Below are 23,552 nucleotides of genomic sequence, written 5' to 3'. Positions count from 1 at the left end.
GACCACTGACAGTAGTGGACGGCCAAGGTGATGCGACGGTCAGGGATAGAGCCGGTCAGTCCCGTTGGCCGTACAGCATCCCCTTCTCGATGCGCCTGGTGATGTCTCTACGCAGGTAGAGGAGGTAGGCCCAGACGCAGCCGAAGATCAGCCCCACGATGCCGATCGAGATGTGCAGGAATACGCCCAGCAGCACGAACACCTGGAGGGCGATGTTGATCTGCATTGCCGACGGCCGGCCCTGCATTCCCGCAGCGACGATGAGAGCGACGCCGACACCGACGATATAGAGGGTGGAGAACCAGCCGAGTCCGCCACCTACCTTCGCTACCACCGGCAGTGCCAGCAACACCACGATCGCCTCGAGGACCAGTGTGCCCGCGACCACGCCGCGGAACCCTTTCCACGGGTCTGTCGTCGGCGGTCTGAAGCGCTGCCGATCGGGGCGCGCGCGATCCTGGTCTTCCTCGCTCATGCGGGTTCCTTTCCGAACATCGTTCTGGCGGCGCCTGCAGTCACGACCGAGCCGGTGACGATGACGCCGGCACCGGAGACGGCCTCACCTGGGTCGGCGACCTCCTCGGCCAGACCGATGGCGGTTTCGAGGGCGTCCGGCAGGGTAGGTGCGACGACGACACGTTCGTCGCCGAACTTCGCGACGGCCAGATTGGCCAACTCCTCGACGTCCATTGCGCGCGGTGACCCGTTGTGGGTGACCACGATCTCGTCGAACACCGGCTCGAGGGCCGTGAGCATGGCATCGACGTCCTTGTCACCCATGACGCTGACGACACCCACCAGTTTTCGGAAATCGAACTCGTCGGCCAGCGTCGCTGCCAGTGCTTTCACGCCATGGGGGTTGTGTGCCGCATCAAGGAACACGGTGGGGGCACTCCGGACCCGTTCGAGGCGTCCGGGGTTGACGATGGAAGCGAATGCGGCGCGAACGATGTCGACATCGAGCCGGCGGTCGGCTCCCGCCCCGAAGAACGCTTCCACCGCCGCGAGCGCGAGCGATGCGTTGTGCGCTTGATGCTCGCCGTGCAGCGGGAGAAAGATGTCGGTGTAGACCCCGCCGAGGCCTTGCAGCTCGATCTGTTGGCCACCCACGGCGATCCGGCGCGCGAGAACGCGGAATTCCGAACCCTGGCGTGCAACAGCGGCATCGGCTTCCACCGCTGCGCGCAACAGAACGTCCGCCACCTCCGGCTTCTGTTCGGCGATGATCGCAACCGTGTCACGCGGCACCAGCATCTCCGGAGCCTTCTTGATGATCCCGGACTTCTCTGCGGCGATACCCGCCAGATCCGTACCGAGGAACTCCACGTGATCGACGTCGATCGGTGTCACCACCGCGACCTCGCCGTAGATGACGTTGGTCGCGTCCCAGCGCCCACCCAACCCGACCTCGACGACGGCAACTTCGACGGGGGCCTCGGCGAACGCCGCGAATGCCATCGCGGTCGTGACCTCGAACTTGCTCATCCTCGGCCCGCCGGAAGCCTCGGACTGTGCGTCGACCATCTCGATGAACGGGGCAATCTCGTTGTACGTGTCGACGTAGAGCCGCGGTGTGATCGGCGCACCGTCGATGGCGATGCGCTCGGTGGCCATCTGCAGGTGCGGACTGGTGGTGCGACCTGTCCGGCGATGGAAGTGCGTCAGCAGTGCATCGATCATGCGGGTCACCGACGTCTTGCCGTTGGTGCCGGCCACGTGAATCGACGGATACGCCTTTTCCGGGGACCCGAGCAGATCCATCAGAGCGGCGATGCGGGCGGTGCTCGGTTCGAGCTTCGTTTCCGGCCACCGTTTGTCGAGCTCGGCTTCCACGAGCGCGAGTTCGGCCAGATCGACCGGGTCGCTCACTGCTCACCCATCGTTTCGAGCCGAGCCTTGATGCGAGCAATCTCCTCGATCGCGATCTGCTGACGCGTCCGAATCTTGTCGACGACAGCGTCCGGGGCCTTCGCAAGGAAAGCCTCGTTGCTCAACTTCCCGGTGGTCTGGGACAGCTCCTTCTCCGCGGCCGCCAGATCCTTCACCAACCGAGCGCGTTCGGCGACGAGATCGACCGTGCCGGACGTATCGAGTTCGACGGTCACCGTCGCTCCCGACAGCCGCACCTCGACCGAGGCCGTCGCGTCGAACTCGCCCTCCGGGTCGGTCAGACGCGCGAGCGATCGGATCACCGGCACCTGCGTGAGCAGGTCCGCTTCATCGATGCCGACGATCTTGGCTGCGACCTTCTGCGACGGCTTGAGCCCCTGGTCGCTACGGAAGCGCCGGACCTCGGTGACGAGCTTCTGCATGTCGACGATTCGTTGCGTGGCAATGGGATCCGGCTCCTCACCCGAGGCCTGTGGCCACGCCGCGACGACCACGGACTCGTTGCCGGTGAGCACCTTCCACAGCGTCTCGGTGACGAACGGGACGACCGGGTGCAGCAGCCGAAGAAGAGCATCGAGCACGTTGCCCAGCACACCGCGTGTGGACGCCGCCTGCGCCTCGTCCGAGAACTGCACCTTGGCGATTTCGAGATACCAGTCGCACACCTCGTCCCACGCGAAGTGATACAGCGTCTCGCAGGCCTTGCTGAACTCGTAACGCTCGAACGCCGAGTCCACCTCTCCCCGAACACGATCGAGGCGATCGAGGATCCACCGGTCGGCGTCGGTGAGTTCTGCGCGCGCCGGAAGTTCAGCGGGCGCAGCACCATTCATCAGAGCGAACTTGGTGGCGTTGAACAGCTTGTTCGCGAAGTTGCGGGACGACTGCGCATGGTCCTCGCCCACCGACAGGTCGGCGCCCGGATTCGCGCCGCGCGCCAAGGTGAACCGCAGCGCATCCGCACCGAAACGGTCGACCCAGTCCAGCGGGTCGATCCCGTTTCCACGTGACTTCGACATCTTCTTGCCGAACTGGTCGCGGACGAGGCCGTGCAGGAAGATGTCCTGAAAGGGCACCTTCCCACCGTTCTCACCAGCTGCCACCGAGGCGTCCGACGAGACGTAGGTGCCGAACATCATCATCCGAGCGACCCAGAAGAACAGGATGTCGTACCCGGTGACGAGCACGCTCGTCGGATAGAACTTGGCCAGGTCTTCGGTCGCGTCCGGCCAACCCATCGTCGAGAACGGCCAGAGACCCGAGGAGAACCAGGTGTCGAGAACATCCGGATCCTGCTCCCAACCCTCGGGGGCGCTCTCGTCGGGGCCGAGACACATCGTCTCGCCGTCGGGGCCGTACCAGATCGGTATCCGATGGCCCCACCACAGCTGACGGGAAATGCACCAGTCGTGCATGTTGTCGATCCAGGCGAACCATCGTGGTTCCTGGGACGTGGGATGAATGACCGTGTCGCCACCCCGCACCGCGTCGCCTGCCGCCTTCGACAAACCGTCGACCTTGACCCACCATTGCAGCGACAACCGCGGTTCGATGGACTCGCCGCTGCGCTCGGAATGCCCGACGCTGTGTAGATACGGACGCTTCTCCGCGACGACGCGGCCCTGAGCAGCCAAGGCTTCACGGACCTTCACGCGGGCTTCGAAACGGTCGAGACCATCGAATTCGGTTCCCGTGCCGGTGATTCGGCCCGCCTTGTCCATGATGGTGGGCATCGGAAGGTTGTGCCGAAGCCCCATCTCGAAGTCGTTGGGGTCGTGCGCGGGCGTGATCTTGACTGCGCCCGTACCGAACTCGGGATCGACGTACTCGTCGGCGATGATCGGGATTGTTCTGCCGGTCAACGGCAGTTCGAGTGTGGTTCCGACGAGATGGCGGTAGCGCTCGTCCTCGGGGTGGACCGCTACAGCGGTGTCACCGAGCATCGTCTCCACCCGGGTGGTGGCCACGACAAGATGCGGCTCGTCGTCGTTCAGAGATCCGTACCGCAACGAAACGAGCTCGCCCTCGACGTCCTCGAACTTGACTTCGATGTCCGAGATCGCAGTCTGCAGAACCGGAGACCAGTTCACCAGACGCTCGGCCCGGTAGATCAGGCCGTCGTCGTACATCCGCTTGAAGATGGTCTGCACGGCACGCGAGAGTCCGTCGTCCATGGTGAAGCGCTCGCGACTCCAGTCCACACCGTCGCCGATCCGACGCATCTGATCACCGATGGTGCCACCGGATTCACGTTTCCAGTCCCAGACTTTCTCGATGAACTTCTCGCGACCGAAGTCCTCCTTCGTCTTGCCCTCGCCGGCGAGCTTCTTCTCGACCAGGGTTTGCGTCGCGATCCCGGCGTGATCCATTCCCGGAAGCCACAGCACCTCGAATCCGAGCATCCGCTTGCGGCGACTCAACGCGTCCATCAGGGTGTGGTCGAGCGCATGCCCCATATGCAGGCTGCCGGTCACGTTAGGTGGGGGCAGCACGATCGAGTACGCGGGCTTGTCGGATTTCGGGTCGGCCTCGAAGTAACCAGCGTCCACCCAGCCCTGATACAGATCTGCCTCTACCGCGCTGGGATCCCAGCTTTTCGGCAATGCATCGGCGGGGTTGTCTGGAGTCTTCGGCGCTGAACTGGTCACCGGTCGATTCTAGTGGTCCGGTACGAGCGCTCCGACACGCCCTTTTCGGTGCCTCGTCAGCCGAGCGTCTCCGGTAGGGCGACCGTCTCACCGAGAACGTGTTCGGAGAGGAACGCGAAGACGACCTGATACCAGATTTTCGCGTGCTCGGGCGCCAGCACCCAGTGGTTCTCCGAGGGGTAAAGAAGGAACCGATGATCGGTCTTGCCCTCGTCGTCGGCGGGCAGTCCCGACTCGCTGAGCAGCTCGAACCACAGTCGCACACCCTCGCCGACGGGGACTCGATAGTCCTTGTCACCGTGAATGACGAGCATGGGAGTGGAGATATCGGCCACGAAGAGATGCGGCGAGTTCTCCACGGCCATCTCCGGCGACATCTCCCGCTGCCAGTAGTAGGCGACGTCGGTGGTCGGGCCGAACTGATCGAGCGCCCACAAACCGGCGTGGCTGACGATGGCGTCGAATCGGTCGGTGTGCCCGGCGATCCAGTTGGCCATGTATCCGCCGAACGAGCCGCCCATTGCGGCGGTCCGCGACTCGTCGATCTGGGGCAGCGCGCACGCGGCGTCGGTGATGGCCATCAGATCGGTGAACGGTTCCTTGCCCCACCTCCCCCACCCTCGCTGCACGAAGTCCTGGCCGTAGCCGGTGGACAGTGCCGGATCCGGCAGCAGAACCGCGTACCCTTTGGCCACCAGTAGCCACGGGTTCCAGCGCCAAGACCAGGTATTCCACGAGGCCAGCGGGCCACCGTGCACCCAGAGCACCAGCGGTACCCGCGCCGATTCCGAGGCCTCGGACGGCTGGGCCAACCAGGCGCGCACACCTCGACCGTCCGCGGCGGTCGTGTCGATCTCGGTGAGGACGCCCGGAAGTTGGGGCGCATCCTCGCCGAGAGGCAGCGAGGTCACCGCTCCGGTAGCGGCGTCGATACGCACGGGGTGCGGAGGCTGCAAATACGACGCCTCGAGCGCGAAGATGGAGCCGTCGCTGGTCGCGTGGACGTGGCTGTAGGCCGAGTCGGTGTGTGTGATTCGTCTTGCCGTGCCGTCGCGAACCTCGAAGATCGGCGCCCGCCCGTTCTCGTCTGCCACGACGAGGACACCGCATCCGTCGGCGGAGAACGTGGGAGCGGCCGGCCACAGGTCCCATCCGGGAGCCGCATCCGTGACGGTGCCGTCGCCGAAGGAGTACAGCTGCAACGTCGTTCGAGGTGCGTCCTCGGGAGTGGACAGTGATTCGCGGAGGAACGCGACGTGGGTGCCGTCGGGCGAGATGGCCGGCGAGCCGAGATCTGCCGCATCGTCGTCGACCAGGATCGTGGAAGTCGAGGAGGCGATATCGATGCGCACCAGCACCGTTCTCGAGGCCGCGAGTACGCCGGGCACGGTCCAAGTCGTCACGACGAACGACCCGTCCGGGGAGAGGGCGTACGACGCCTCGTGCAGGGCTGATTCAGCTCTGGCGGTGATCCGCCGCAACTGCGGGTCGGCTGCCTCGTGGGAGGTCCGGCCTGTGAACAGGTGCGGGGTCGCCGGTCCGAGATCGTGATCCCAGTGCCGAATCGGATAGCCGGTATGCAGGATCGCGCCGACCTTACGTTCGTTGCGCAACAGTCGAATTCGGTCGTCCTCGGCCTCGGTGTCTGCCGACGGATGGACATCGGAGGCGAGAACGAACGAGTCCGCGGACAGGGCGGCTCGAATCCCGGTGCAGGACGCGCCGCGAGTGGCGAGCACGTGCGCCTCGCCGCCGCTGCCGGGCAGAGTCCAGACCGACAACGCCTCGTCGTCCGAGGACTTCCGCCGCAGGAAGAGCAGATCACCTGTGGCGGTGACAGCCGGCCCCGTTGCCGCGTCATCGCTCCAGGTCAAACGCTGAGCCGGACGCGTTCCCGCAACGTCGATATCCCACAGTGCACTGACGTAGCTGGTCTTGTCCGAGGCCAGCTGCGAGAGCGCAACGATCGCACGGGACCCGTTCGGAGCGACAGCGAGATCGGTCACCCGCGGCGCGGCCACGTAGTCGTCGAGGTCGTCGAAGATCGTGGTCGGCACTGGCGGCATAGTCGGCACTGGCGGCGCTCCTGGGAGATCTCGTTCATCGGGGTCAGCCGATGCTACTTGCGACACGGGCCGGCGCCGCTCAGCCCTGTCCGAGTTCTTCCCGCAATTGAATGAGCGTGCGGGAGAGAATTCTGGACACGTGCATCTGCGAGATGCCCATCCTGTCTGCGATCTGGGTCTGCGTCATCGATCCGAAGAAGCGCAGGATCACAATTTGACGCTCACGCTCGGGCAACTTCTCCAGAGCGGGTCGGACCGTGAGATAACTCTCCATCTTTTCGAGTTCAGGATCGTTCGCGCCCAACGTGTCCATCAGCGGCAGCCGGTCGTCGCTGACGACAGAATCCACCGACACCGTCTGATAGGCACTGCGCGCGAGCAGGGCCTGCGAGGCCTCTTTGACATCGATGCCCAGTTCGGCAGCGATTTCACTCGCGGTTGGTGCCCGCCCCAACTTCTGCGACAGCGTCCCCACCGCCCCCGAGATCAAGGAGTTGAGCTCCTTCATCCTTCGCGGCACCCGTACCGACCAGCCCGCGTCACGGAAGTAACGACGTGCCTCGCCCATGATGGTGGGAACGGCGAACGAGACGAAGTCGGAGCCGCGCTCGATGTCGAAACGGTCGACGGCGTTGACCAGACCGAGCCGTGCCACCTGGAGGAGATCCTCGTGTGCTTCGCCGCGTCCGCCGAAGCGACGCGCGATGTGTTCGGCGAGAGGCAGACAGCGCGTGATGATGCGATCGCGTAGGACCTGGCGCTCCGGTGAGTCCGCGTCCAGTGTCTGCATTTGCTGAATGAGGGGTACGACTTCGCTGTAATCGTCCGACTGACGCCGCGTCGATTTTTCGTACGGCACGGGCACTAGTTGTTGCTCCTCCGCTTGACCACGTCCACCGCCACGGACGACCCGTTCGGGACCGAGGACGCGCTCAGCGAGATGGAATCGGTGAGCGTCTGCAGAACATGCCATCCGAAGCTGTCGGACTTGGGTACGCGCCCCTCGTGCACAACCGAGGTCGTCGTGATCTGCATGCCGCTTTCGCCGACAACGAAGGAGCACGTCAGCTCGGCACTCGGAACCGCACCCGCGATGAGCTGGGAGCACACCTCGTCCACGGCCAGCTTGATATCCGCGATGTCGTCGAGGGTGAAATCGCCCAGCACGGCCAGAGTCTCCGCAACTGCGCGAACCACCGGTAACTGATCGGCGTCCGCGATCACGCGCAGCTCGACCGGTGCGCCGGAATTTCGTTCCAGCTCTTCGATCTTGCCAACGCCAGTCATTCGCGCTCCCTATCCGTCGTCTCGAGATCTTCGGTCATGTCACTATTGTCCGAACTACTACGTTTGTTGCTGATACCGATCCATTTTCCGCTGATAGCGCTTATGTCTTACTACGACGAGCCCGTCTCGACCGCGAACAGGGTACCCAGGGCACCGAAATTCAATCCCGCGCGTGCTCGCGGTTCGGTTCGGCGCACATGCGCCCCCATCCACGCCGGCCGCACCGGGTGACGAGAGCGATCAGTGCTGGCACGATCGCAGTGTGGACTACACGACGCAGTTGCGCGAGCTCGCCAGGAAATGCGGTATCTCGACGGAGTACCGGGGATGGGACCAGTCGGAGAACGAAGTGTCCGACACGACTCTGCAACGCATCCTTCGGGCACGCGGGATAGCTGCGGACACGGAGGCCGAGGTGGCCTCGTCGACTGCCGATCTCGAAAATGCCCCGTGGCGGCGGATGCTACCGCCGGTCGTCGTCACAGTGGCGGGCGATGGCGCTCAGGTCTCCGTTCACGTCGCGCACGGAGATCCGGTGGCCGTCCACCTGACTCACGAATCGGGCGAGAGCCTGCCTTTGGCGCAGCTGCAGATCTGGATCGATCCCCGAGAGGTCGACGGCATTCTCGTAGGGCGCGCCACGTTCGACATTCCCGGTGACATCCCCGTCGGCTGGCACACCATCACCGCCACCAGCGCGCCCGACTCGGTGCACCGCAGCCAATCGACATGCCAGCTGGTGGTCACTCCGCGTCGACTCTCGGCGAACGATGCCCTGCTGGACCGTCAACGAATAGGCCTGGCAGCTCAGCTCTACTCGATCCGATCCGATCGATCCTGGGGGGTGGGCGACTACGGCGACCTCGCCGACCTCGCGGACGTCACCGGGGCCGCGCACGGTTTCGACTACCTCCTCGTCAACCCGCTCCATGCTCAACGCCCCCGGCCACCGGTCGAGGCGTCGCCGTATCTGCCGACGACGAGACGATTCTTCGATCCGATGTACATCAGGGTCGAGGACATCCCCGAGATCGGCTACCTCCCCCGTGATCAGTACGCGAAGATCCGGGGACTGGCACGGAGCTTCGACAAGGCGAACAAGCGCACCAAACGCATCGATCGTGATCCCTCGTTCCGCGCCAAACTTCGCGCACTACGACGCATTCACCGAGTCGCCCTCTCCCCGGCTCGTCAGGCCCGGTTCGACGCCTTCTGCGATCGTGAAGGACGCGGCCTCGAGGACTTCGCGCTGTGGTGTGCCCTCGCCGAGAAATTCGACCCGGAACACGAGGTGTGGCGCGAGCGGGCGGCACACCCCGACACCGATTTCGTCACCGAGTTTCGCGAGTCCGAGGCCGCCAGGGTGCGGTTTCACAAGTGGTTGCAATGGATCTGCGACGAGCAGCTCGATCGCGCTCAGCACGCGGCGACGGCAGCCGGAATGGATATCGGGATCATGCACGACCTGGCCGTCGGGGTGCACCGCCGCGGCGCCGACGCGTGGTCCCTGGGCGACGCCCTGACCCAGGGTGTGACCGTCGGAGCACCGCCCGACAACTTCAACCAGCAGGGCCAGAATTGGAACCAGCCGCCCTGGAATCCGGATCGCCTGCGTGAGTTGGGCTACGGGCCGTACCGGGACATGCTGCGGACCATCCTGCGGCACGCCGGGGGTGTGCGGGTGGACCACATCCTGGGCTTGTTCCGGCTGTGGTGGATACCTGAGGAGTCCGAGACGCCAGGTGAGGGCGCCTACGTGACGTACGACCATGAAGCCCTCATCGGCATCCTCGTCCTGGAGGCCGAGCGCGCCGGCGCTGTCGTCGTCGGAGAAGACCTTGGGGTGTTCGAGCCCCAGGTGCAGGAGTACCTCGGCCAGCGGGGCGTGTTCGGAACCTCGATTCTGTGGTTCGAGACCGACGGTGATGCACCGCGCGCGCCCGAGTCGTACCGGCAGCAGTGTCTGACATCGGTCACCACCCACGACCTTCCGCCGACGGTCGGCTACCTCCGCGGCGAACACATCGCACTGCGTTCTCGCCTCGGACTGTTGGAACGCGATCTGGAGGCGGAGACCGAACACGATGCTCAGGGCCGAGAGTCGGTGCTCGATCTCGCGCGCCAACGTGATCTGTTGCCCGATCGGGCTTCGGAGCAGGACACCGTCGAGGCCTTGCACCGCCTGATTCGGCGCAGCCCGTCGGTGTTGATCGGTGTCGCCCTTGTCGATGCGGTCGGGGAAAATCGCATCCAGAATCAACCGGGTACCGACGAGACCCAGTACTCGAACTGGCAGGTGCCGTTGGCCGATGACCATGGCAAGGCGGTGTGGGTCGACGATCTCGTCGGTCATCCGCGGATGCTGTCTCTGGTGGCGGCGCTGCGCCGGTAGCGCGCAGCGGCATAATCGAATTCATGGGACGAATAACCGCTCGGCGACCGGTCGTCAGGATCCGTGGTCCGCACGTGACGACTCGGCCGGACACGCTCGTCGTCGAGGAACCACTCGAGATCAGGGTGAACGGCGCAGCTCTGGCGGTCACGATGCGCACACCCGGACACGACGTTGAGCTTGCGCACGGCTTCCTGCTCACCGAAGGAATGATCACCAGCCGCGAGGACATCGCTCTCGCGCGGTTCTGCGACGGCGTGGACGAGAACGGCCAGAACACGTACAACGTCCTCGACATCACCTTGGCGCCGGGCGTCGCCGCACCGGAGGCCGGTATCGCACGCAATTTCTACACCACGTCCTCGTGCGGTGTCTGCGGCAAGGGCTCGCTCGACGCAATCCGTTCGAAGACGTCACATTCGCCGGCCGCGGACGATGTGGTGGTCACGACGTCGGTGCTGGCAACACTGCCGGACACTCTGCGCCGGTCTCAGAAGGTGTTCGACTCCACCGGCGGTCTGCACGCCGCGGCACTGTTCACCGCGGACGGCCGCATGCTGGTGCTGAGAGAGGACATCGGCCGCCACAACGCGGTCGACAAAGTGATCGGATGGGCGGCCGGCGAGAGCCTGATTCCGCTACGCGGGGCGGTGTTGATGGTCAGCGGACGTGCTTCGTTCGAACTGGCGCAGAAGGCGGTGATGTCCGGCATTCCAGTTCTCGCGGCTGTGTCGGCGCCGTCCTCGCTCGCCGTCGACTTGGCAGAGGAGGCGGGTTTGACGGTCGTCGGCTTCCTCCGCGGCGCGAACATGAACCTCTATTCACACACGCAGCGCGTCAAGCATCAGTAGTTTCGAACACCAGGAGCGTCAAGGAGTGTTGCGCCCGTCGCGGCGCGTACCTCGTCCGCTCCGATGCCCGGCGCCGTCTCTACGAGTACGAGACCGTCGGCCGTGACGTCGAGTACTGCCATGTCGGTGATGATGCGCTGTACACAGCCCACGCCGGTGAGCGGCAAGGTGCAGCGCTCGAGGATCTTCGGCTCGCCCTTCTTGGACACGTGCTCCATCATCACGATGACGCGCCGAGCGCCGTGGACGAGATCCATCGCTCCGCCCATCCCCTTGACCATGTGGCCGGGGATCATCCAGTTGGCGAGATCGCCGGTGGCGCTGACCTGCATGGCGCCGAGGACTGCGACGTCGACCTGCCCACCGCGGATCATTCCGAAGGACTGCGAGGAATCGAAGTACGACGCCCCTGGCAGCACGGTGATGGTCTCTTTTCCGGCGTTGATCACCTCGGGGTCGAGTTCGTCCTCGGTCGGGTACGGACCCACGCCGAGGACGCCGTTCTCCGAGTGCAGCACCACGGTGATGTCGGTCGGAATGAAGTTGGGGACGAGTGTCGGCATGCCGATCCCGAGGTTGACGTATTCACCGTCGCTCAGTTCGGCGGCAACCCGGGCGGCCATCTGTTCGCGGGTCAGCTTCGGTCCCGCCGCGATCGTATTGGACTCACTCATGTTCGCACCCTTCGCTGTTCGATTCCTGCGGTGACCTTGCCGACGTGGACCACACGCTGGACGTGAATGCCGGGGGTGTGTACGTCGTCGGGCCCGATGTCGCCGGGTTCGACGAGGTGCTCGACCTGGGCGATGGTGATTCGCCCGGATGCCGCCGCTGGCGGGTTGAAGTTGCGTGCGCTGGCGCGGAAGACGAGGTTGCCATGGCGGTCGCCTTTCCAGGCGTGCACGAGGGCGTAATCGGCGACGATGCCGCGTTCCATCACGTAGGTGGTGCCGTCGAATTCGCGTGTTTCCTTGGGTGGACTCGCCACGGCAATACCCCCCGATCCGTCGTACCGAAGCGGGAGACCGCCGTCGGCAACTTGCGTGCCGACCCCGGCGGGCGTGAAGAAGGCGGGGATACCCGCACCACCGGCGCGGAGGCGCTCGGCAAGAGTTCCCTGCGGGGTGAGTTCCACTTCCAGCTCACCGGACAGGTACTGCCGGGCGAATTCCTTGTTCGATCCGACATAGGAGCTGATGGTGCGCCGAATTCGACGCTTCTCCAGCAGCACGCCGAGCCCGACACCATCGGTGCCGCAGTTGTTGCTGATGATCTCGAGATCGGTGGCGCCCTGATCGAGCACCGCCGCGATCAGGATCTCCGGCACGCCGACCAGCCCGAAGCCTCCGACGGCGACGGAGACGCCGTCCGGCATGTCGGCTACTGCTTCGGCGGCACTCGCCACGACTTTGTTCATCATGTCGACCACACTACCGAAGAATGTGCGTATTGTGAACATACCGCCGTCATACGAACAGACTGCGTACCGTCACCCCGGGAGGAACACCCGATGCTTCGTCCACCACCGATCCCTGCGGCGGCGCGAACCGCCACCGCCGGCCCCTACCGAGACCAGACCGGCATCCACGCGCCACGCGACTTCGCCGACTACCGCACCACCTCGCTGCGACACCCGAAACAACCGCTACTGCTCCTCCCCCAGCGCCTGACCGAGATCACCGGTCCGGTTCTGGGCGAGGGCCGCGTCACCGAGGCCGACGCCGACCTCACGCTCGCACGCGGAGGCGAAGCCGAAGGCCAACGCATCATCGTGCACGGCCGGGTGCTCGACAGCGACGGTCGAGCAGTGCCGAACACCCTCGTCGAGGTCTGGCAGGCGAACGCAGGTGGCCGCTACCGGCACGCCGGCGACAACTGGCCCGCACCACTCGATCCCCATTTCGACGGAGTCGGTCGCGTCATGACCGACGCGCAGGGCAACTACCGCTTCACCACCATCAAGCCCGGCGCGTATCCGTGGGGAAACCACCACAACGCCTGGCGGCCGGCGCACATCCACTTCTCACTGTTCGGACACGCGTTCACACAGCGCCTCGTCACGCAGATGTACTTCCCGGACGATCCGATGTTCTTCCAGGACCCGATCTTCAATTCCGCACCCGAGGAGAGCCGCGCACGCATGATCAGCGTGTTCGACTACGAGGCGACGCTGGACAACTGGGCGCTCGGCTTCCGCTTCGACATCGTCCTACGCGGACGCAACGCAACTCCGTTCGAAGGTGACGACCACGATGACTGAGCACGAGTTCGCACCCCGGTACGCAGTGGTGCCGGGCAGCAACTTCACCACGGTGCCGTTCGGTCAGACGCCGTCCCAGACCGTCGGTCCGTATCTCCACATCGGGCTGCCCTGGGCCGACGGCCCGGACGTTGTACCCGAGAACGCTGACGGAGCGATCGAGGTCTCGGTCACCATCGTCGACGGGCAGCGCACCCCCATGGCCGATGCGATGATCGAGACGTGGCAGGCCGACGCGGCCGGGCGATTCGACCATCCCGACGATCCGAGGGGTCCGGTCCCGCTCGTTCCCACCGGCTTTCGCGGCCTCGGTCGCGCTGTCGCCGACGCCACCGGCACCGCGTGTGTGCGGACCGTCAAGCCCGGCCCCCTACCTGCCGAGAACGATTCGACCGAAGCCCCGCACATCGATCTCGCCATCTTCGCCCGCGGGATGCTGGACCGGCTCGTCACACGCATCTACTTCCCCGACGAAACCGAGGCCAACGCGAGCGACCCGGTCCTGGCTTCGCTCGGTACCGGAGCACGCGAAAAGCTGATTGCGCGAGCTACTGCCACCGGCTACCACCTCGATGTGGTAGTCCAGGACAGTGACCCGGACGGCGCCGAAACCCCGTTCTTCGAACTGTGACGAGCGGAGCCAGCCGATGACGAACGCCCCCGAGCCGAACACCCGTGGACCGCTCTTCGACCCGATTTTCGGCGGCGACAACGCCGCCGATCTATCCGATCACGCATGGGTCGCAGCGATGCTCGAGGTCGAGGCAGCCTTGACGTGCGTCGCCGCAAAATACGGACAGGTCGACCCCCGGCACGCGGAGATCGTCAGTGCCGTTGCCGGCGACCTCGCCGAACCCGGCGCCGTGGACATCACCGCGCTGGGCGCCGCTGCGGCCGCGGGCGGCAATCCCGTTATTCCGCTGGTAACGATCCTTCGAACCGCGGTTGCGCGACTGGGAGTTCCGGCAAGCGCGGTCCATCCGGGAGCAACCAGTCAGGACATCCTGGACTCGGCACTGATGCTGCTGACCGGGCGGGCATTGGTCGATGTCCGCGCCTCCATCGGCGACGCGATCGATTCGAGTACTCGGCTCGCTCGACAACATCGCGGCACCCTCACCGCAGCTCGCACCCTCGGCCAGCAGGCCCTGCCGACGACATTCGGCGTCGTCGCCGCGGGATGGACCGAGGGCCTCATGCGCGCCGACGACGTACTCGCTCGGGCCCAGAGCGCGGTCGCGGTCCAGTTCGGCGGTGCCGCCGGCACACTGGCCGCATTGCATCCGCACGGACTCGACATCGCCGACGCACTCGCCGACGAATTGGGGCTGGCGCGGCAGGGTATTCCCTGGCACACGGATCGAACCCGAATCGCCGAGATCGTCGGCGCGCTGGGAATCGCTGCCGGAGCCATCGGCAAACCGGCGCTCGACATCACCCTGCTCGCCTCGACCGAGGTCGGCGAGGTCGGCGAGGACAGTCCGGGCGGTTCCTCGGCGATGCCCCACAAGCGAAATCCGGTCGCGGCCATCACCGCTCGCGCTGCCGTCCGACGGGTGCCGGGCCTGGTCGCGACTGCGCTGGCATCGATGGAGCACGAACATCAACGCGCCGCAGGCGCCTGGCATGCCGAGTGGGAGACACTGACCGAGATCCTCCGACTAGTCGGTGGCGGCACCCACCGACTGGCAGCAAGCCTCGCCGGCCTGCAGGTCCAACCCGAGGCCATGGCCCACAATCTGTCCATCACCAGGGGTCTTCTGCTTGCCGAGCGGGTCACCTCTGCTCTGTCCACGCACACCGACCGGGCGCGCGAGATCGTCACCGCAGCTTGCGCCTCGGGCACCGCACTGGACTCCCATCCCGACGTCATCCGATACCTCGAGCCCGCCGCCGTGCGGGAACTGCTCGAGCCCGGCCGTTATCTGGGGCACGCCGACGACATCGTCGACCGTGTCCTCGCCGCCGCCGACACCCGGCCCGAAAGGCACTGATGAGTATCGAACTGTCCTACGATTTCACTGCCGCCCCGACGCCCTCGGCGCCGACAGTGGTGCTGATCGGTTCGCTCGGTTCCGACCGGTCGATGTGGGATCCACAGATCGGCGCGCTGGCTGCCGTCGCCGACGTCATCGCTGTCGATCTCCGCGGGCACGGTGACTCACCGGTGCCGCCCGGCCCCTACTCGGTCGGTGATCTCGCCGCGGACGTTCTCGCAGTCCTCGACGTCCGTTCGATCGACTCCGCCCACGTGGTCGGTCTTTCGATCGGCGGCGCGATCGCTCAGTGGCTCGCTGTGCATCGACCGTTGCGCGTGCGCAGCCTCACGCTGCTGTGTACCTCGGCACGCTTCGGCGAACCGCAGGCGTGGCGAGACCGTGCCGAAGCTGCCCGCGCGGATGGTACCGAATCTCTGGCCGACGCCGTGACGAGCCGGTGGTTCACCTCTGCTCTCGCAGTGCGCGATCCCGATCTCCTCGCTCGCCACCGACGGATGATCGCCGACACCCCGGACGAGGGATACGCATCCTGCTGCGAGGCACTCGCCGGTTGGGACAACCGCGCCGACCTCGGGCGCATCACTGCCCGCACGCTCATCGTCGCGGGAGAACAGGATCCGGCGACACCACCTGCGGAGGCGAGAATCCTGGCCGACGGCGTCGCTCGCTCGACAATGCATGTGCTCTCCCCTGCCGCGCACCTAGCGAACGTCGAGCAGGCAGGCGAAGTGAGCCGCCTGATCCTCGATCACATTTCTCCCCGCATCGACGACGATGCCTACGAAAGCGGTAGGAGGGCGGCGCACGAGGCGGGGATGCGCGTGCGGCGTTCCGTGCTCGGCGACGCTCATGTCGATCGCAGCATCGAACGCACCACCGAGTTCACCGCGCCGTTTCAGGACTTCATCACCCGAACGGCTTGGGGTGATGTCTGGGCGCGTGCGGGACTCGATCATCGAACCCGCCGTTTGTTGACGCTGGCGATCCTCACCGCAGTCGGCAATCGACACGAATTGGACATGCACATCAGGGCAGCTCTACGAGCAGGTCTGAGCGCAGACGAACTCTCCGAGGTGTTCCTGCATACAGCCGTCTACGCGGGAGTTCCCAACAGCAACGCAGCATTCGCCATGGCCGACGCGGCGCTGGCCGAGTCGAAGGAAGCGGAGAGCACATGACCGACCCCCACACCACCGAGCTACCTGCGGCCGGGTCGAAGGTGCCATCCCCCGATCACGTGCAGTCCCTGGCGCGCGGACTCGCGGTGATCCGGGCCTTCGACGCCGAACACCCACGCAGAACGCTCTCCGACGTCGCCAAGGCCACCGACCTCACCCGCGCGACCGCCCGGCGGTTCCTGCTCACACTCGTCGACCTCGGTTACGTTCGCGGTGACGGGTCGTTGTTCTGGCTCACGCCGCGGGTGTTGGAACTGGGCTACAGCTACCTGTCGAGCCTGTCGCTACCCGATGTCGCAGGTCCTCACCTCGAATCGCTGGCCGAGCGGGTCCGAGAATCCTCGTCGGTCTCGATCCTCGACGGTGACGACGTCGTCTATGTCGCTCGCGTTCCCGTCAGCAGAATCATGACGGTCTCGATCACCATCGGAACCCGCTTCCCGGCATTCGCCACGTCGATGGGCCGCGTTCTGCTTGCTGGGCTCCCACCCGATCGTCTCGACGAGTACCTGCAGCGTGTCGAACTCACCGCACTGACCGGCAAGACCATCACCGACACCGCCGCCTTGCGGGATGAGCTCGATCTCGTTCGCGCACAGGGCTATTGCCTGGTGGACCAGGAGCTCGAGGAAGGCCTGAGATCGATCGCGGCGCCGATTCACGATGAGTCCGGGGCCGTCGTCGCGGCCGCGAACGTGTCCACTCAGGCCGCACGTCACAGCGCCGACGCTGCCCGCGAACACCTCCTGCCGGCCCTCCTGCACGCAACCTCGGCGATCGAAAAAGACCTGTACCGCGTGCACTCGCATTCCACCGATCACAAAGGACACCTCCATGCCTGACGCAGTCATCTGCGAACCGCTGCGCACTCCCATCGGACGGTTCGGTGGCGTGTTCCGCGACATCTCTCCTCAAGCGCTGGCCGCGACGGTCATCACCGAATTGCTCGCTCGCACCGGCATCTCCGGATCCGATATCGGCGACGTCATTCTCGGCCAGGCCTCCCCCAACGGCGACGCACCTGCGATCGGCCGCGTCGCCGCTCTCGATGCCGGTCTCGGTGTCGATGTGCCCGGCCAGCAGGTCGATCGGCGGTGCGGATCCGGACTCCAAGCGGTGCTGCAGGCCTGCATGCAGGTGCAGACCGGGGTCAACGACCTCGTCCTGGCGGGCGGCGTGGAAAGCATGAGTCAAACCGAGTTCTACGCGACGGGCATGCGGTGGGGCGTCAAGGCCGAGGCCGTCGCCTTGTCCGACCGACTGGCGCGAGCGCGCGTCACCGCGGGCGGCGCGAACTTCCCAGTGCCCGGTGGCATGATCGAAACCGCGGAGAACTTGCGGGCAGAATTCTCCATCAGCCGGGCGGATCAGGATGCGCTCGCAGTGCAGTCGCACCAGCGAGCCGTCGCCGCACAGAAGAACGGCATCTTCGCCGAGGAGATCGTGGGAGTCTCTGTCCCACAACGCAAATCCGATCCACTGCTCGTCGACACCGACGAGCAGCCCAGGGCCGATACGAGCATCGAGTCGCTGGCGAAGCTTCGTGCCATTCGCGCTGGCGTGGACCCCGAGTCGACCGTCACGGCCGGCAATGCGAGCGGACAGAACGACGGCGCCGCACTGGCGATCGTCACGACCCCGGAGCGGGCGGCAGCCCTCGGGCTTCGGCCGATCGCCACCTTGGTCAGCTGGGCTGTCGCAGGTGTACCGCCCCGCACCATGGGCATCGGGCCTGTACCCGCGAGCGATGCGGCGCTGTCCAGGGCTGGATTGACTCTGGCAGATATGGACGTCATCGAGTTGAACGAAGCCTTCGCGGCACAAACTCTTGCCGTACTTCGCACATGGAAAGTCGAACCGGAGGATCCGAGGTTGAACCCGAACGGTTCGGGGATTTCACTGGGCCATCCCGTCGGTGCCACCGGCGGCCGCATACTCGCGACGCTGCTGCGTGAGATGCAGCGGCGTGAGGCTCGCTACGGACTTGAAACCATGTGCATCGGCGGCGGCCAAGGCCTGGCCGCGATCTTCGAGCGATTCGGGAGCAGCTAGGACGTGCGGTCGACGTGGCCGAGATCGCGCTCCGGTGCGACTCGGTCACGCACGAGCTGCTTGAGCACGGTGATCTCAGGAAAACCGTTGCGCTCCTTTCGATCCCAGATCAGCTCGCCGTCGACCTCGACGCGGAAGACGCCTCCGGTACCCGGAACGAGTGCAACCTCACCCAACTCCTGACCGAATGTGTTCAGCAGTTCCTGCGCCATCCAGCCTGCCCGCAGCAACCACTGGCATTGCGTGCAGTACTCGATGGTGACGCGATTGAAATCCATGACGCAGATTGTGCCCGCTCCGTCGAGCCCGCGCGCCCCGGACCGAAACCACGAGACCCGGTCAGCATTCTCGCTGACCGGGTCTCATGGGTTGTCTTCAGAGGCGTTGCTACGCGGACTTGTCGCGGCGCTCCGGCCGTTCGGGCTTGCGCGGAACGATAGTCGGTAGCACGTTGTCGTTGACCGTCTCGGAGGTCACGACCACCTTCGCGACATCGTCGCGACTCGGGATGTCGAACATCACCGGGTTCAGGACCTCTTCCAAGATCGCGCGCAGGCCACGTGCACCGGTTCCACGCAGAATGGCCTGGTCGGCGATGGCCTCGAGTGCATCCTTGGAGAACTCGAGCTCGACATTGTCCATCTCGAACAACCGGCTGTACTGCTTGACCAGTGCGTTCTTCGGCTCGGACAGGATCGTCACGAGCGATTCCTTGTCCAGGTTGGTCACCGAGGCCAGCACCGGCAGACGACCGATGAACTCGGGGATCAAACCGAACTTGATGAGGTCCTCGGGCATGACCTCGGCGAAGTGGTCCTGAGTATCGATCTCTGCCTTGGACCGCACCTCGGCACCGAATCCGAGTCCTCGCTTACCGACGCGATCGGAGACGATCTTCTCGAGCCCGGCGAATGCGCCCGCGACGATGAACAACACATTGGTCGTGTCGATCTGGATGAACTCCTGATGCGGGTGCTTGCGTCCGCCCTGCGGCGGAACACTGGCCTGCGTCCCTTCGAGGATCTTCAGCAGTGCCTGCTGGACGCCCTCACCGGATACATCACGCGTGATGGAGGGGTTCTCGCTCTTGCGAGCGATCTTGTCGACCTCGTCGATGTAGATGATGCCCGTTTCGGCGCGCTTGACGTCGTAATCCGCTGCCTGAATGAGCTTGAGCAGGATGTTCTCGACATCCTCGCCGACATAGCCCGCTTCGGTGAGAGCCGTCGCATCAGCAATCGCGAACGGAACGTTGAGCATCTTCGCCAGCGTCTGCGCGAGGTAGGTCTTCCCGCACCCCGTGGGACCGAGCATGAGGATGTTGGACTTGGCCAGCTCGACGCTCTCGCCCCGTGCGTCACGGGTCTTGTCGCCGGCCTGGATGCGCTTGTAGTGGTTGTAGACCGCCACGGCAAGAGTTCGTTTGGCAGTGTCCTGCCCGATCACGTAGTTCTCGAGAAAGTCCTTGATCTCGGAGGGCTTCGGCAGATCATCGAGCTTGACCTCGCTCGACTCCGCGAGCTCCTCCTCGATGATCTCGTTGCACAGGTCGATGCACTCGTCGCAGATGTACACCCCTGGTCCCGCGATGAGCTTCTTGACCTGCTTCTGGCTCTTACCGCAAAAAGAGCACTTCAGCAGATCGCCACCGTCACCGATTCGTGCCATCTTCGAGGTTCCTACTTCCTTGTCCGCGTCCGGCAGCCATGCAACCTGCCCGTGTCGATCCCTGCCCGTGTCGATCCACCGTGTGCACCTTGCCGCCCCACGGCCATGGGGCCCTGAGCCGACCGTACCCGTGTTCCGGAGAACCGGGCGACTTGTTTTGCGGTGATTCGCCGTCCGATTTGTCGACAGCCTCTCGAATCACTGTGTTTCGTGCTGGCCCACTCCGTGCCGACCGCACCCCACCGCGTGTCTCGTTGCGCTGACCGACGTGGCGCCCGGTGGACGAGCTTCACCTGACGCCACGTCAGCGGTCCTGCGACGATACCTGGTGACGCTACTTCTGCGCAGACAACTTGCGGTACTCGAACACGGTGTCGATGATTCCGTAGTCTTTTGCCTGCTCGGCGGTCAGGATCTTGTCACGGTCGGTGTCCTTGCGAATGACATCGGGATCCTTGCCGGTATGCCGCCCGAGCGTGGTCTCCATCAACCGTCGCATGCGCTCGATTTCGGCCGCCTGGATCTCCAGGTCGGAAACCTGGCCCTGGATGCCGCCGCTCGAGGGCTGGTGAATGAGCACGCGAGCGTTGGGCAGCGCCGCTCGCTTGCCCGGGGTTCCTGCTGCGAGCAGTACCGCCGCGGCGGACGCGGCCTGACCGAGGCACACCGTGGCGACGTCGGCTCGCACGTACTGCATCGTGTCGTAGATCGCCATCAGCGAGGTGAACGAGCCGCCGGGCGAGTTGATGTACATGGTGATGTCGCGGTCCGGATCGAGCCCCTCGAGCACCAGCAGCTGCGCCATGACGTCGTTGGCGGAGGCGTCGTCAACCTGCACGCCGAGGAAGATGATGCGCTCCTCGAAGAGCTTGTTGTACGGGTTGGACTCCTTGACGCCGTAGCTCGAGTGCTCCACGAAGGACGGCAGAATGTACCGGGAGGACGGCATCTGATTGGGATCGAACAGGTTGGTCATCGTTTCTCCAAGATGTGAATGATCGTGGGTGTCGGCTACAGGCGGTCTATACGCCTGTGCCACCTGCCTGCCGCGCGCGTGAGACGACGTGGTCCACGAAGCCGTACTCCTTGGCCGCGGTCGCGGTGAACCAGCGGTCACGATCAGAATCCTCGGTGATCTGCTCGACGGTTTGACCGGTGTGCAGCGCGATCAGTTCGGCCATTTCACGCTTGGTGTGCGCGAACTGCTCGGCCATGATGGCGATATCGCTGGCACTACCGCCGATACCGGCGGACGGCTGGTGCATCATGATGCGTGCGTGCGGGAGGGCATAGCGCTTTCCCTTGGCACCTGCCGAGAGCAGGAACTGGCCCATCGAGGCCGCCAGGCCCATGCCGTACGTCGCGACATCGCACTCGGCGAATTCCATCGTGTCGAAGATGGCCATGCCCGCAGTGACCGAGCCACCGGGTGAGTTGATGTACAGGTGAATGTCTCGGGTGGCGTCCTCAGCAGAGAGCAAGATGATCTGCGCGCACAGCTTGTTGGCGATGTCATCGTCGACCTGTGTACCGAGGAAGATGATGCGCTCGCGAAGCAGACGCTCGTACACGGAGTCGCTGAGATTCAAGCCGGAAGCGGCCGAAGTCATGACGGGACTCTGCTGGTGCGAAGCCGCCGGATTCTGAACAGTCACGGTACCTGCCTTTTCCATACGATCGTTGATTCCTGATACAGACACTAACGAAGAACGGCGGCCCCGGAGTCCCGGAACCGCCGTCGTTCGCTGTCAGCGTTACTTCTCTTGTTCACCCTCGGCAGAATCGCCTGCTGCAGGCTCTTCTTCGATCGCCGGGCTGCCGAAGAGCTCGGCCGTATCCACATCTGCGCCGCTCGTGTCGGTGACGTTCACACGGTCGACGACGGAGGCGAGGGCCTTACCGCGGCGCACGTCGGCGAAGACTGCACCGAGCTGGTTCGCCTGCTGAACCTGCGCGATGAAGTCCTCCGGGGACATGCCGTAGCGCTGCGCCTGGAAGATGATCCGCTCGGTGAGCTCGTCTTGACCGACCTGAGTCTGCTCGGCTTCTGCGATCGCGTCGAGGAGCAACTGAGTACGCACCGACTTCTCGGCGGTCTCCTTGACGTCCTTGTCGAACTCTTCGCGGCTCGAACCCTGCTCTTCGAGCAGCGCGGCGAACTTTTCCTCATCGTGGTCGAGGCCATGGATGGCTTCGTGGAGCTGCGAGTCGACCTCGGCCTTGACGATCGCTTCGGGGGCCGGGATCTCGAGGGTCTCGAGGAGTGTCTCGAGCACCTTGTCGCGGATCTGGCCTGCCTGCTCGACCTTCGCGACTCGTTCGGCACGCGTCTTCAGATCTGCGAGGAGTTCGTCCATCGTGTCGAACTCGCTGGCGAGCTGCGCGAACTCGTCGTCGGCCTCGGGAAGCTCGCGCTCCTTGACCGAGACGACCTTGACGGTCACGACCGCTTCCTTGCCTGCGTGCTCGCCGGCAACCAGCGTGGAGGTGAACTCCTTGGACTCCTCGACAGCGACACCGACGATGGCGTCGTCGAGTCCCTCGATCAGCTGACCGGAGCCGACCTCGTGCGAGAGTCCGTTTGCAGATGCTTCCTCGACCGTCTCACCGTCGACAGTTGCCGAGAGATCGATGGAGACGAAGTCGCCGTCCTGCACAGCGCGATCGACACCGGTCAACGTGCCGAACCGCTGACGCAGCGACTGCAGCTGCTCGTCGACGGCCGCGTCATCGACCTTCAGGGGATCGACCGTGACATTGATGGTCGAGTAATCCGGAAGTGCAATTTCGGGGCGAATGTCGACCTCGGCGGTGAATGTGAGCTCGTCACCGTCCTCGATCTTGGTGATCTCGATCTCCGGCTGGCCGATAGGCTTGATGTTCTCCGAGGTCACAGCCTCCGAGTAGCGTGCCGGGAGTGCGTCGTTGACGACCTGCTCGAGCACGGCGCCGCGGCCGACCCGCGCCTCGAGCAACTTGGCCGGAGCCTTGCCCGGACGGAAGCCAGGCAGACGAATCTGCTTCGCGAGTGCCTTGTAGGCGCGGTCGAAATCAGGCTTGAGCTCCTCGAAGGGCACCTCAACGTTGATACGGACTCGCGTCGGGCTGAGCTGCTCGACGGTGCTCTTCACGGGACATGCTCCTTCTGGTGGTCGTACCTTGCTGTCGATTCGAATCGCCGTCACTCTCGGCGAACCGTGCGTGATCGTCGGCGCAATCGCTGGCGATGCGGTCGAATCGTGTCCGAGTTCGGACCCGTA

At 64.9% G+C, this 23,552-nt stretch carries 21 protein-coding genes; 8 read left to right on the top strand and 13 right to left on the bottom strand.

Features of this window, described 5'->3' with window-relative positions:
* Window positions 1-55 precede the first annotated feature (55 nt).
* The 6 genes from KVY23_RS05180 to KVY23_RS05155 all read right to left on the bottom strand — a co-directional run bounded on the left by KVY23_RS05180 (window position 56) and on the right by KVY23_RS05155 (window position 7,891).
* Complete coding sequence (locus KVY23_RS05180; RefSeq protein ID WP_230555579.1) at window positions 56-475, bottom strand: DUF4233 domain-containing protein; 420 nt, start codon at window positions 473-475, stop codon at window positions 56-58.
* Window positions 472-1,869, bottom strand: a complete 1,398-nt coding sequence (locus tag KVY23_RS05175) for a folylpolyglutamate synthase/dihydrofolate synthase family protein (RefSeq protein WP_230555578.1) — start codon at window positions 1,867-1,869, stop codon at window positions 472-474. The genes KVY23_RS05180 and KVY23_RS05175 overlap by 4 nt, the downstream gene beginning before the upstream one ends.
* Window positions 1,866-4,538, bottom strand: a complete 2,673-nt coding sequence (locus KVY23_RS05170; protein ID WP_230555577.1) for a valine--tRNA ligase — start codon at window positions 4,536-4,538, stop codon at window positions 1,866-1,868. Before KVY23_RS05170 ends, KVY23_RS05175 begins: the two co-directional genes overlap by 4 nt.
* Window positions 4,539-4,594: 56 nt before the next feature.
* Window positions 4,595-6,604 carry a prolyl oligopeptidase family serine peptidase gene (locus KVY23_RS05165; protein WP_230555710.1) on the bottom strand — a complete coding sequence of 670 codons (2,010 nt, stop codon included), beginning with the start codon at window positions 6,602-6,604 and terminating at the stop codon, window positions 4,595-4,597.
* Between the two features lie 79 nt (window positions 6,605-6,683).
* Window positions 6,684-7,394: a SigB/SigF/SigG family RNA polymerase sigma factor gene (locus KVY23_RS05160; protein ID WP_230555576.1), complete on the bottom strand. Its 711-nt coding sequence runs from the start codon at window positions 7,392-7,394 to the stop codon at window positions 6,684-6,686.
* 74 nt (window positions 7,395-7,468) lie between these two features.
* Window positions 7,469-7,891 (bottom strand): anti-sigma factor, encoded by a 423-nt coding sequence (locus tag KVY23_RS05155; RefSeq protein WP_075839364.1) that lies wholly within the window; start codon window positions 7,889-7,891, stop codon window positions 7,469-7,471.
* Window positions 7,892-8,153: 262 nt separating this feature from the next.
* Between KVY23_RS05155 and malQ the strand changes: the two genes are divergently transcribed.
* Together malQ and fdhD are read left to right on the top strand one after the other, a co-directional pair.
* The gene (gene malQ / locus KVY23_RS05150; RefSeq protein WP_230555575.1) at window positions 8,154-10,283 is read left to right on the top strand and encodes a 4-alpha-glucanotransferase; all 2,130 of its coding nucleotides are present in this window, start codon (window positions 8,154-8,156) and stop codon (window positions 10,281-10,283) included.
* A gap of 23 nt (window positions 10,284-10,306) precedes the next feature.
* Window positions 10,307-11,134 carry a formate dehydrogenase accessory sulfurtransferase FdhD gene (gene fdhD / locus KVY23_RS05145; RefSeq protein ID WP_230555574.1) on the top strand — a complete coding sequence of 276 codons (828 nt, stop codon included), beginning with the start codon at window positions 10,307-10,309 and terminating at the stop codon, window positions 11,132-11,134.
* Here the strand turns inward: fdhD and KVY23_RS05140 are convergent.
* Window positions 11,128-11,808, bottom strand: a complete 681-nt coding sequence (locus KVY23_RS05140) for a CoA transferase subunit B (RefSeq protein ID WP_230555573.1) — start codon at window positions 11,806-11,808, stop codon at window positions 11,128-11,130. The two genes, fdhD and KVY23_RS05140, sit on opposite strands and share 7 nt — an antisense overlap.
* Window positions 11,805-12,551 (bottom strand): CoA transferase subunit A, encoded by a 747-nt coding sequence (locus KVY23_RS05135; RefSeq protein WP_230555709.1) that lies wholly within the window; start codon window positions 12,549-12,551, stop codon window positions 11,805-11,807. The genes KVY23_RS05140 and KVY23_RS05135 overlap by 4 nt, the downstream gene beginning before the upstream one ends.
* A 93-nt stretch (window positions 12,552-12,644) precedes the next feature.
* On the opposite strand from KVY23_RS05135, the gene pcaH reads away from it, so the two are divergent.
* Genes pcaH through KVY23_RS05105 form a run of 6 tightly spaced genes read left to right on the top strand, consistent with a single transcriptional unit; the run spans window position 12,645 to window position 18,624 of the window.
* Window positions 12,645-13,394, top strand: a complete 750-nt coding sequence (gene pcaH / locus KVY23_RS05130; RefSeq protein WP_230555572.1) for a protocatechuate 3,4-dioxygenase subunit beta — start codon at window positions 12,645-12,647, stop codon at window positions 13,392-13,394.
* Complete coding sequence (gene pcaG / locus KVY23_RS05125; protein ID WP_075839406.1) at window positions 13,387-14,025, top strand: protocatechuate 3,4-dioxygenase subunit alpha; 639 nt, start codon at window positions 13,387-13,389, stop codon at window positions 14,023-14,025. The genes pcaH and pcaG overlap by 8 nt, the downstream gene beginning before the upstream one ends.
* A gap of 16 nt (window positions 14,026-14,041) precedes the next feature.
* Window positions 14,042-15,388, top strand: a complete 1,347-nt coding sequence (locus KVY23_RS05120; protein WP_230555571.1) for a lyase family protein — start codon at window positions 14,042-14,044, stop codon at window positions 15,386-15,388.
* Window positions 15,388-16,572, top strand: coding sequence for a 3-oxoadipate enol-lactonase (pcaD, locus tag KVY23_RS05115; protein ID WP_230555570.1), 1,185 nt, complete (start codon window positions 15,388-15,390; stop codon window positions 16,570-16,572). Before KVY23_RS05120 ends, pcaD begins: the two co-directional genes overlap by 1 nt.
* Window positions 16,569-17,414: an IclR family transcriptional regulator gene (locus KVY23_RS05110; protein WP_230555569.1), complete on the top strand. Its 846-nt coding sequence runs from the start codon at window positions 16,569-16,571 to the stop codon at window positions 17,412-17,414. Before pcaD ends, KVY23_RS05110 begins: the two co-directional genes overlap by 4 nt.
* Complete coding sequence (locus KVY23_RS05105) at window positions 17,407-18,624, top strand: acetyl-CoA C-acetyltransferase (RefSeq protein ID WP_230555568.1); 1,218 nt, start codon at window positions 17,407-17,409, stop codon at window positions 18,622-18,624. The genes KVY23_RS05110 and KVY23_RS05105 overlap by 8 nt, the downstream gene beginning before the upstream one ends.
* Here the strand turns inward: KVY23_RS05105 and KVY23_RS05100 are convergent.
* The 5 genes from KVY23_RS05100 to tig form a co-directional block, all read right to left on the bottom strand.
* On the bottom strand, window positions 18,621-18,902 hold the full coding sequence (locus KVY23_RS05100; RefSeq protein WP_075839407.1) for a SelT/SelW/SelH family protein: 282 nt from the start codon (window positions 18,900-18,902) through the stop codon (window positions 18,621-18,623). The two genes, KVY23_RS05105 and KVY23_RS05100, sit on opposite strands and share 4 nt — an antisense overlap.
* A 109-nt stretch (window positions 18,903-19,011) precedes the next feature.
* A complete protein-coding gene (gene clpX / locus KVY23_RS05095; protein WP_075839371.1) occupies window positions 19,012-20,292 on the bottom strand; it encodes an ATP-dependent Clp protease ATP-binding subunit ClpX in 1,281 nt (426 codons plus the stop codon).
* A 334-nt stretch (window positions 20,293-20,626) separates the two neighbouring features.
* Window positions 20,627-21,268: an ATP-dependent Clp protease proteolytic subunit gene (locus KVY23_RS05090; RefSeq protein WP_075839372.1), complete on the bottom strand. Its 642-nt coding sequence runs from the start codon at window positions 21,266-21,268 to the stop codon at window positions 20,627-20,629.
* A gap of 46 nt (window positions 21,269-21,314) precedes the next feature.
* Window positions 21,315-21,965, bottom strand: a complete 651-nt coding sequence (locus KVY23_RS05085) for an ATP-dependent Clp protease proteolytic subunit (protein ID WP_075839373.1) — start codon at window positions 21,963-21,965, stop codon at window positions 21,315-21,317.
* 81 nt (window positions 21,966-22,046) lie between these two features.
* Complete coding sequence (gene tig / locus KVY23_RS05080; protein ID WP_075839374.1) at window positions 22,047-23,423, bottom strand: trigger factor; 1,377 nt, start codon at window positions 23,421-23,423, stop codon at window positions 22,047-22,049.
* Window positions 23,424-23,552: the final 129 nt, after the last annotated feature.

The sequence above is a fragment of the Rhodococcus sp. I2R genome, assembly GCF_020889545.1.
In the GTDB taxonomy this organism is placed as follows: domain Bacteria; phylum Actinomycetota; class Actinomycetes; order Mycobacteriales; family Mycobacteriaceae; genus Rhodococcoides.
The sequence above is the reverse complement of the archived record's forward strand: the minus strand, read 5'-3'. Positions and strand labels throughout refer to the sequence as shown.

Coding starts and splice junctions, on each gene's coding strand:
- KVY23_RS05180 (WP_230555579.1), bottom strand. CDS start 475: ATGAGCGAGGAAGACCAGGATCGCGCGCGCCCCGATCGGCAGCGCTTC.
- KVY23_RS05165 (WP_230555710.1), bottom strand. CDS start 6,604: ATGCCGCCAGTGCCGACCACGATCTTCGACGACCTCGACGACTACGTG.
- KVY23_RS05160 (WP_230555576.1), bottom strand. CDS start 7,394: ATGCAGACACTGGACGCGGACTCACCGGAGCGCCAGGTCCTACGCGAT.
- KVY23_RS05155 (WP_075839364.1), bottom strand. CDS start 7,891: ATGACTGGCGTTGGCAAGATCGAAGAGCTGGAACGAAATTCCGGCGCA.
- fdhD (WP_230555574.1), top strand. CDS start 10,307: ATGGGACGAATAACCGCTCGGCGACCGGTCGTCAGGATCCGTGGTCCG.
- KVY23_RS05140 (WP_230555573.1), bottom strand. CDS start 11,808: ATGAGTGAGTCCAATACGATCGCGGCGGGACCGAAGCTGACCCGCGAA.
- KVY23_RS05135 (WP_230555709.1), bottom strand. CDS start 12,551: ATGAACAAAGTCGTGGCGAGTGCCGCCGAAGCAGTAGCCGACATGCCG.
- pcaH (WP_230555572.1), top strand. CDS start 12,645: ATGCTTCGTCCACCACCGATCCCTGCGGCGGCGCGAACCGCCACCGCC.
- pcaG (WP_075839406.1), top strand. CDS start 13,387: ATGACTGAGCACGAGTTCGCACCCCGGTACGCAGTGGTGCCGGGCAGC.
- KVY23_RS05120 (WP_230555571.1), top strand. CDS start 14,042: ATGACGAACGCCCCCGAGCCGAACACCCGTGGACCGCTCTTCGACCCG.
- pcaD (WP_230555570.1), top strand. CDS start 15,388: ATGAGTATCGAACTGTCCTACGATTTCACTGCCGCCCCGACGCCCTCG.
- KVY23_RS05110 (WP_230555569.1), top strand. CDS start 16,569: ATGACCGACCCCCACACCACCGAGCTACCTGCGGCCGGGTCGAAGGTG.
- KVY23_RS05105 (WP_230555568.1), top strand. CDS start 17,407: ATGCCTGACGCAGTCATCTGCGAACCGCTGCGCACTCCCATCGGACGG.
- KVY23_RS05100 (WP_075839407.1), bottom strand. CDS start 18,902: ATGGATTTCAATCGCGTCACCATCGAGTACTGCACGCAATGCCAGTGG.
- clpX (WP_075839371.1), bottom strand. CDS start 20,292: ATGGCACGAATCGGTGACGGTGGCGATCTGCTGAAGTGCTCTTTTTGC.
- KVY23_RS05090 (WP_075839372.1), bottom strand. CDS start 21,268: ATGACCAACCTGTTCGATCCCAATCAGATGCCGTCCTCCCGGTACATT.
- KVY23_RS05085 (WP_075839373.1), bottom strand. CDS start 21,965: ATGGAAAAGGCAGGTACCGTGACTGTTCAGAATCCGGCGGCTTCGCAC.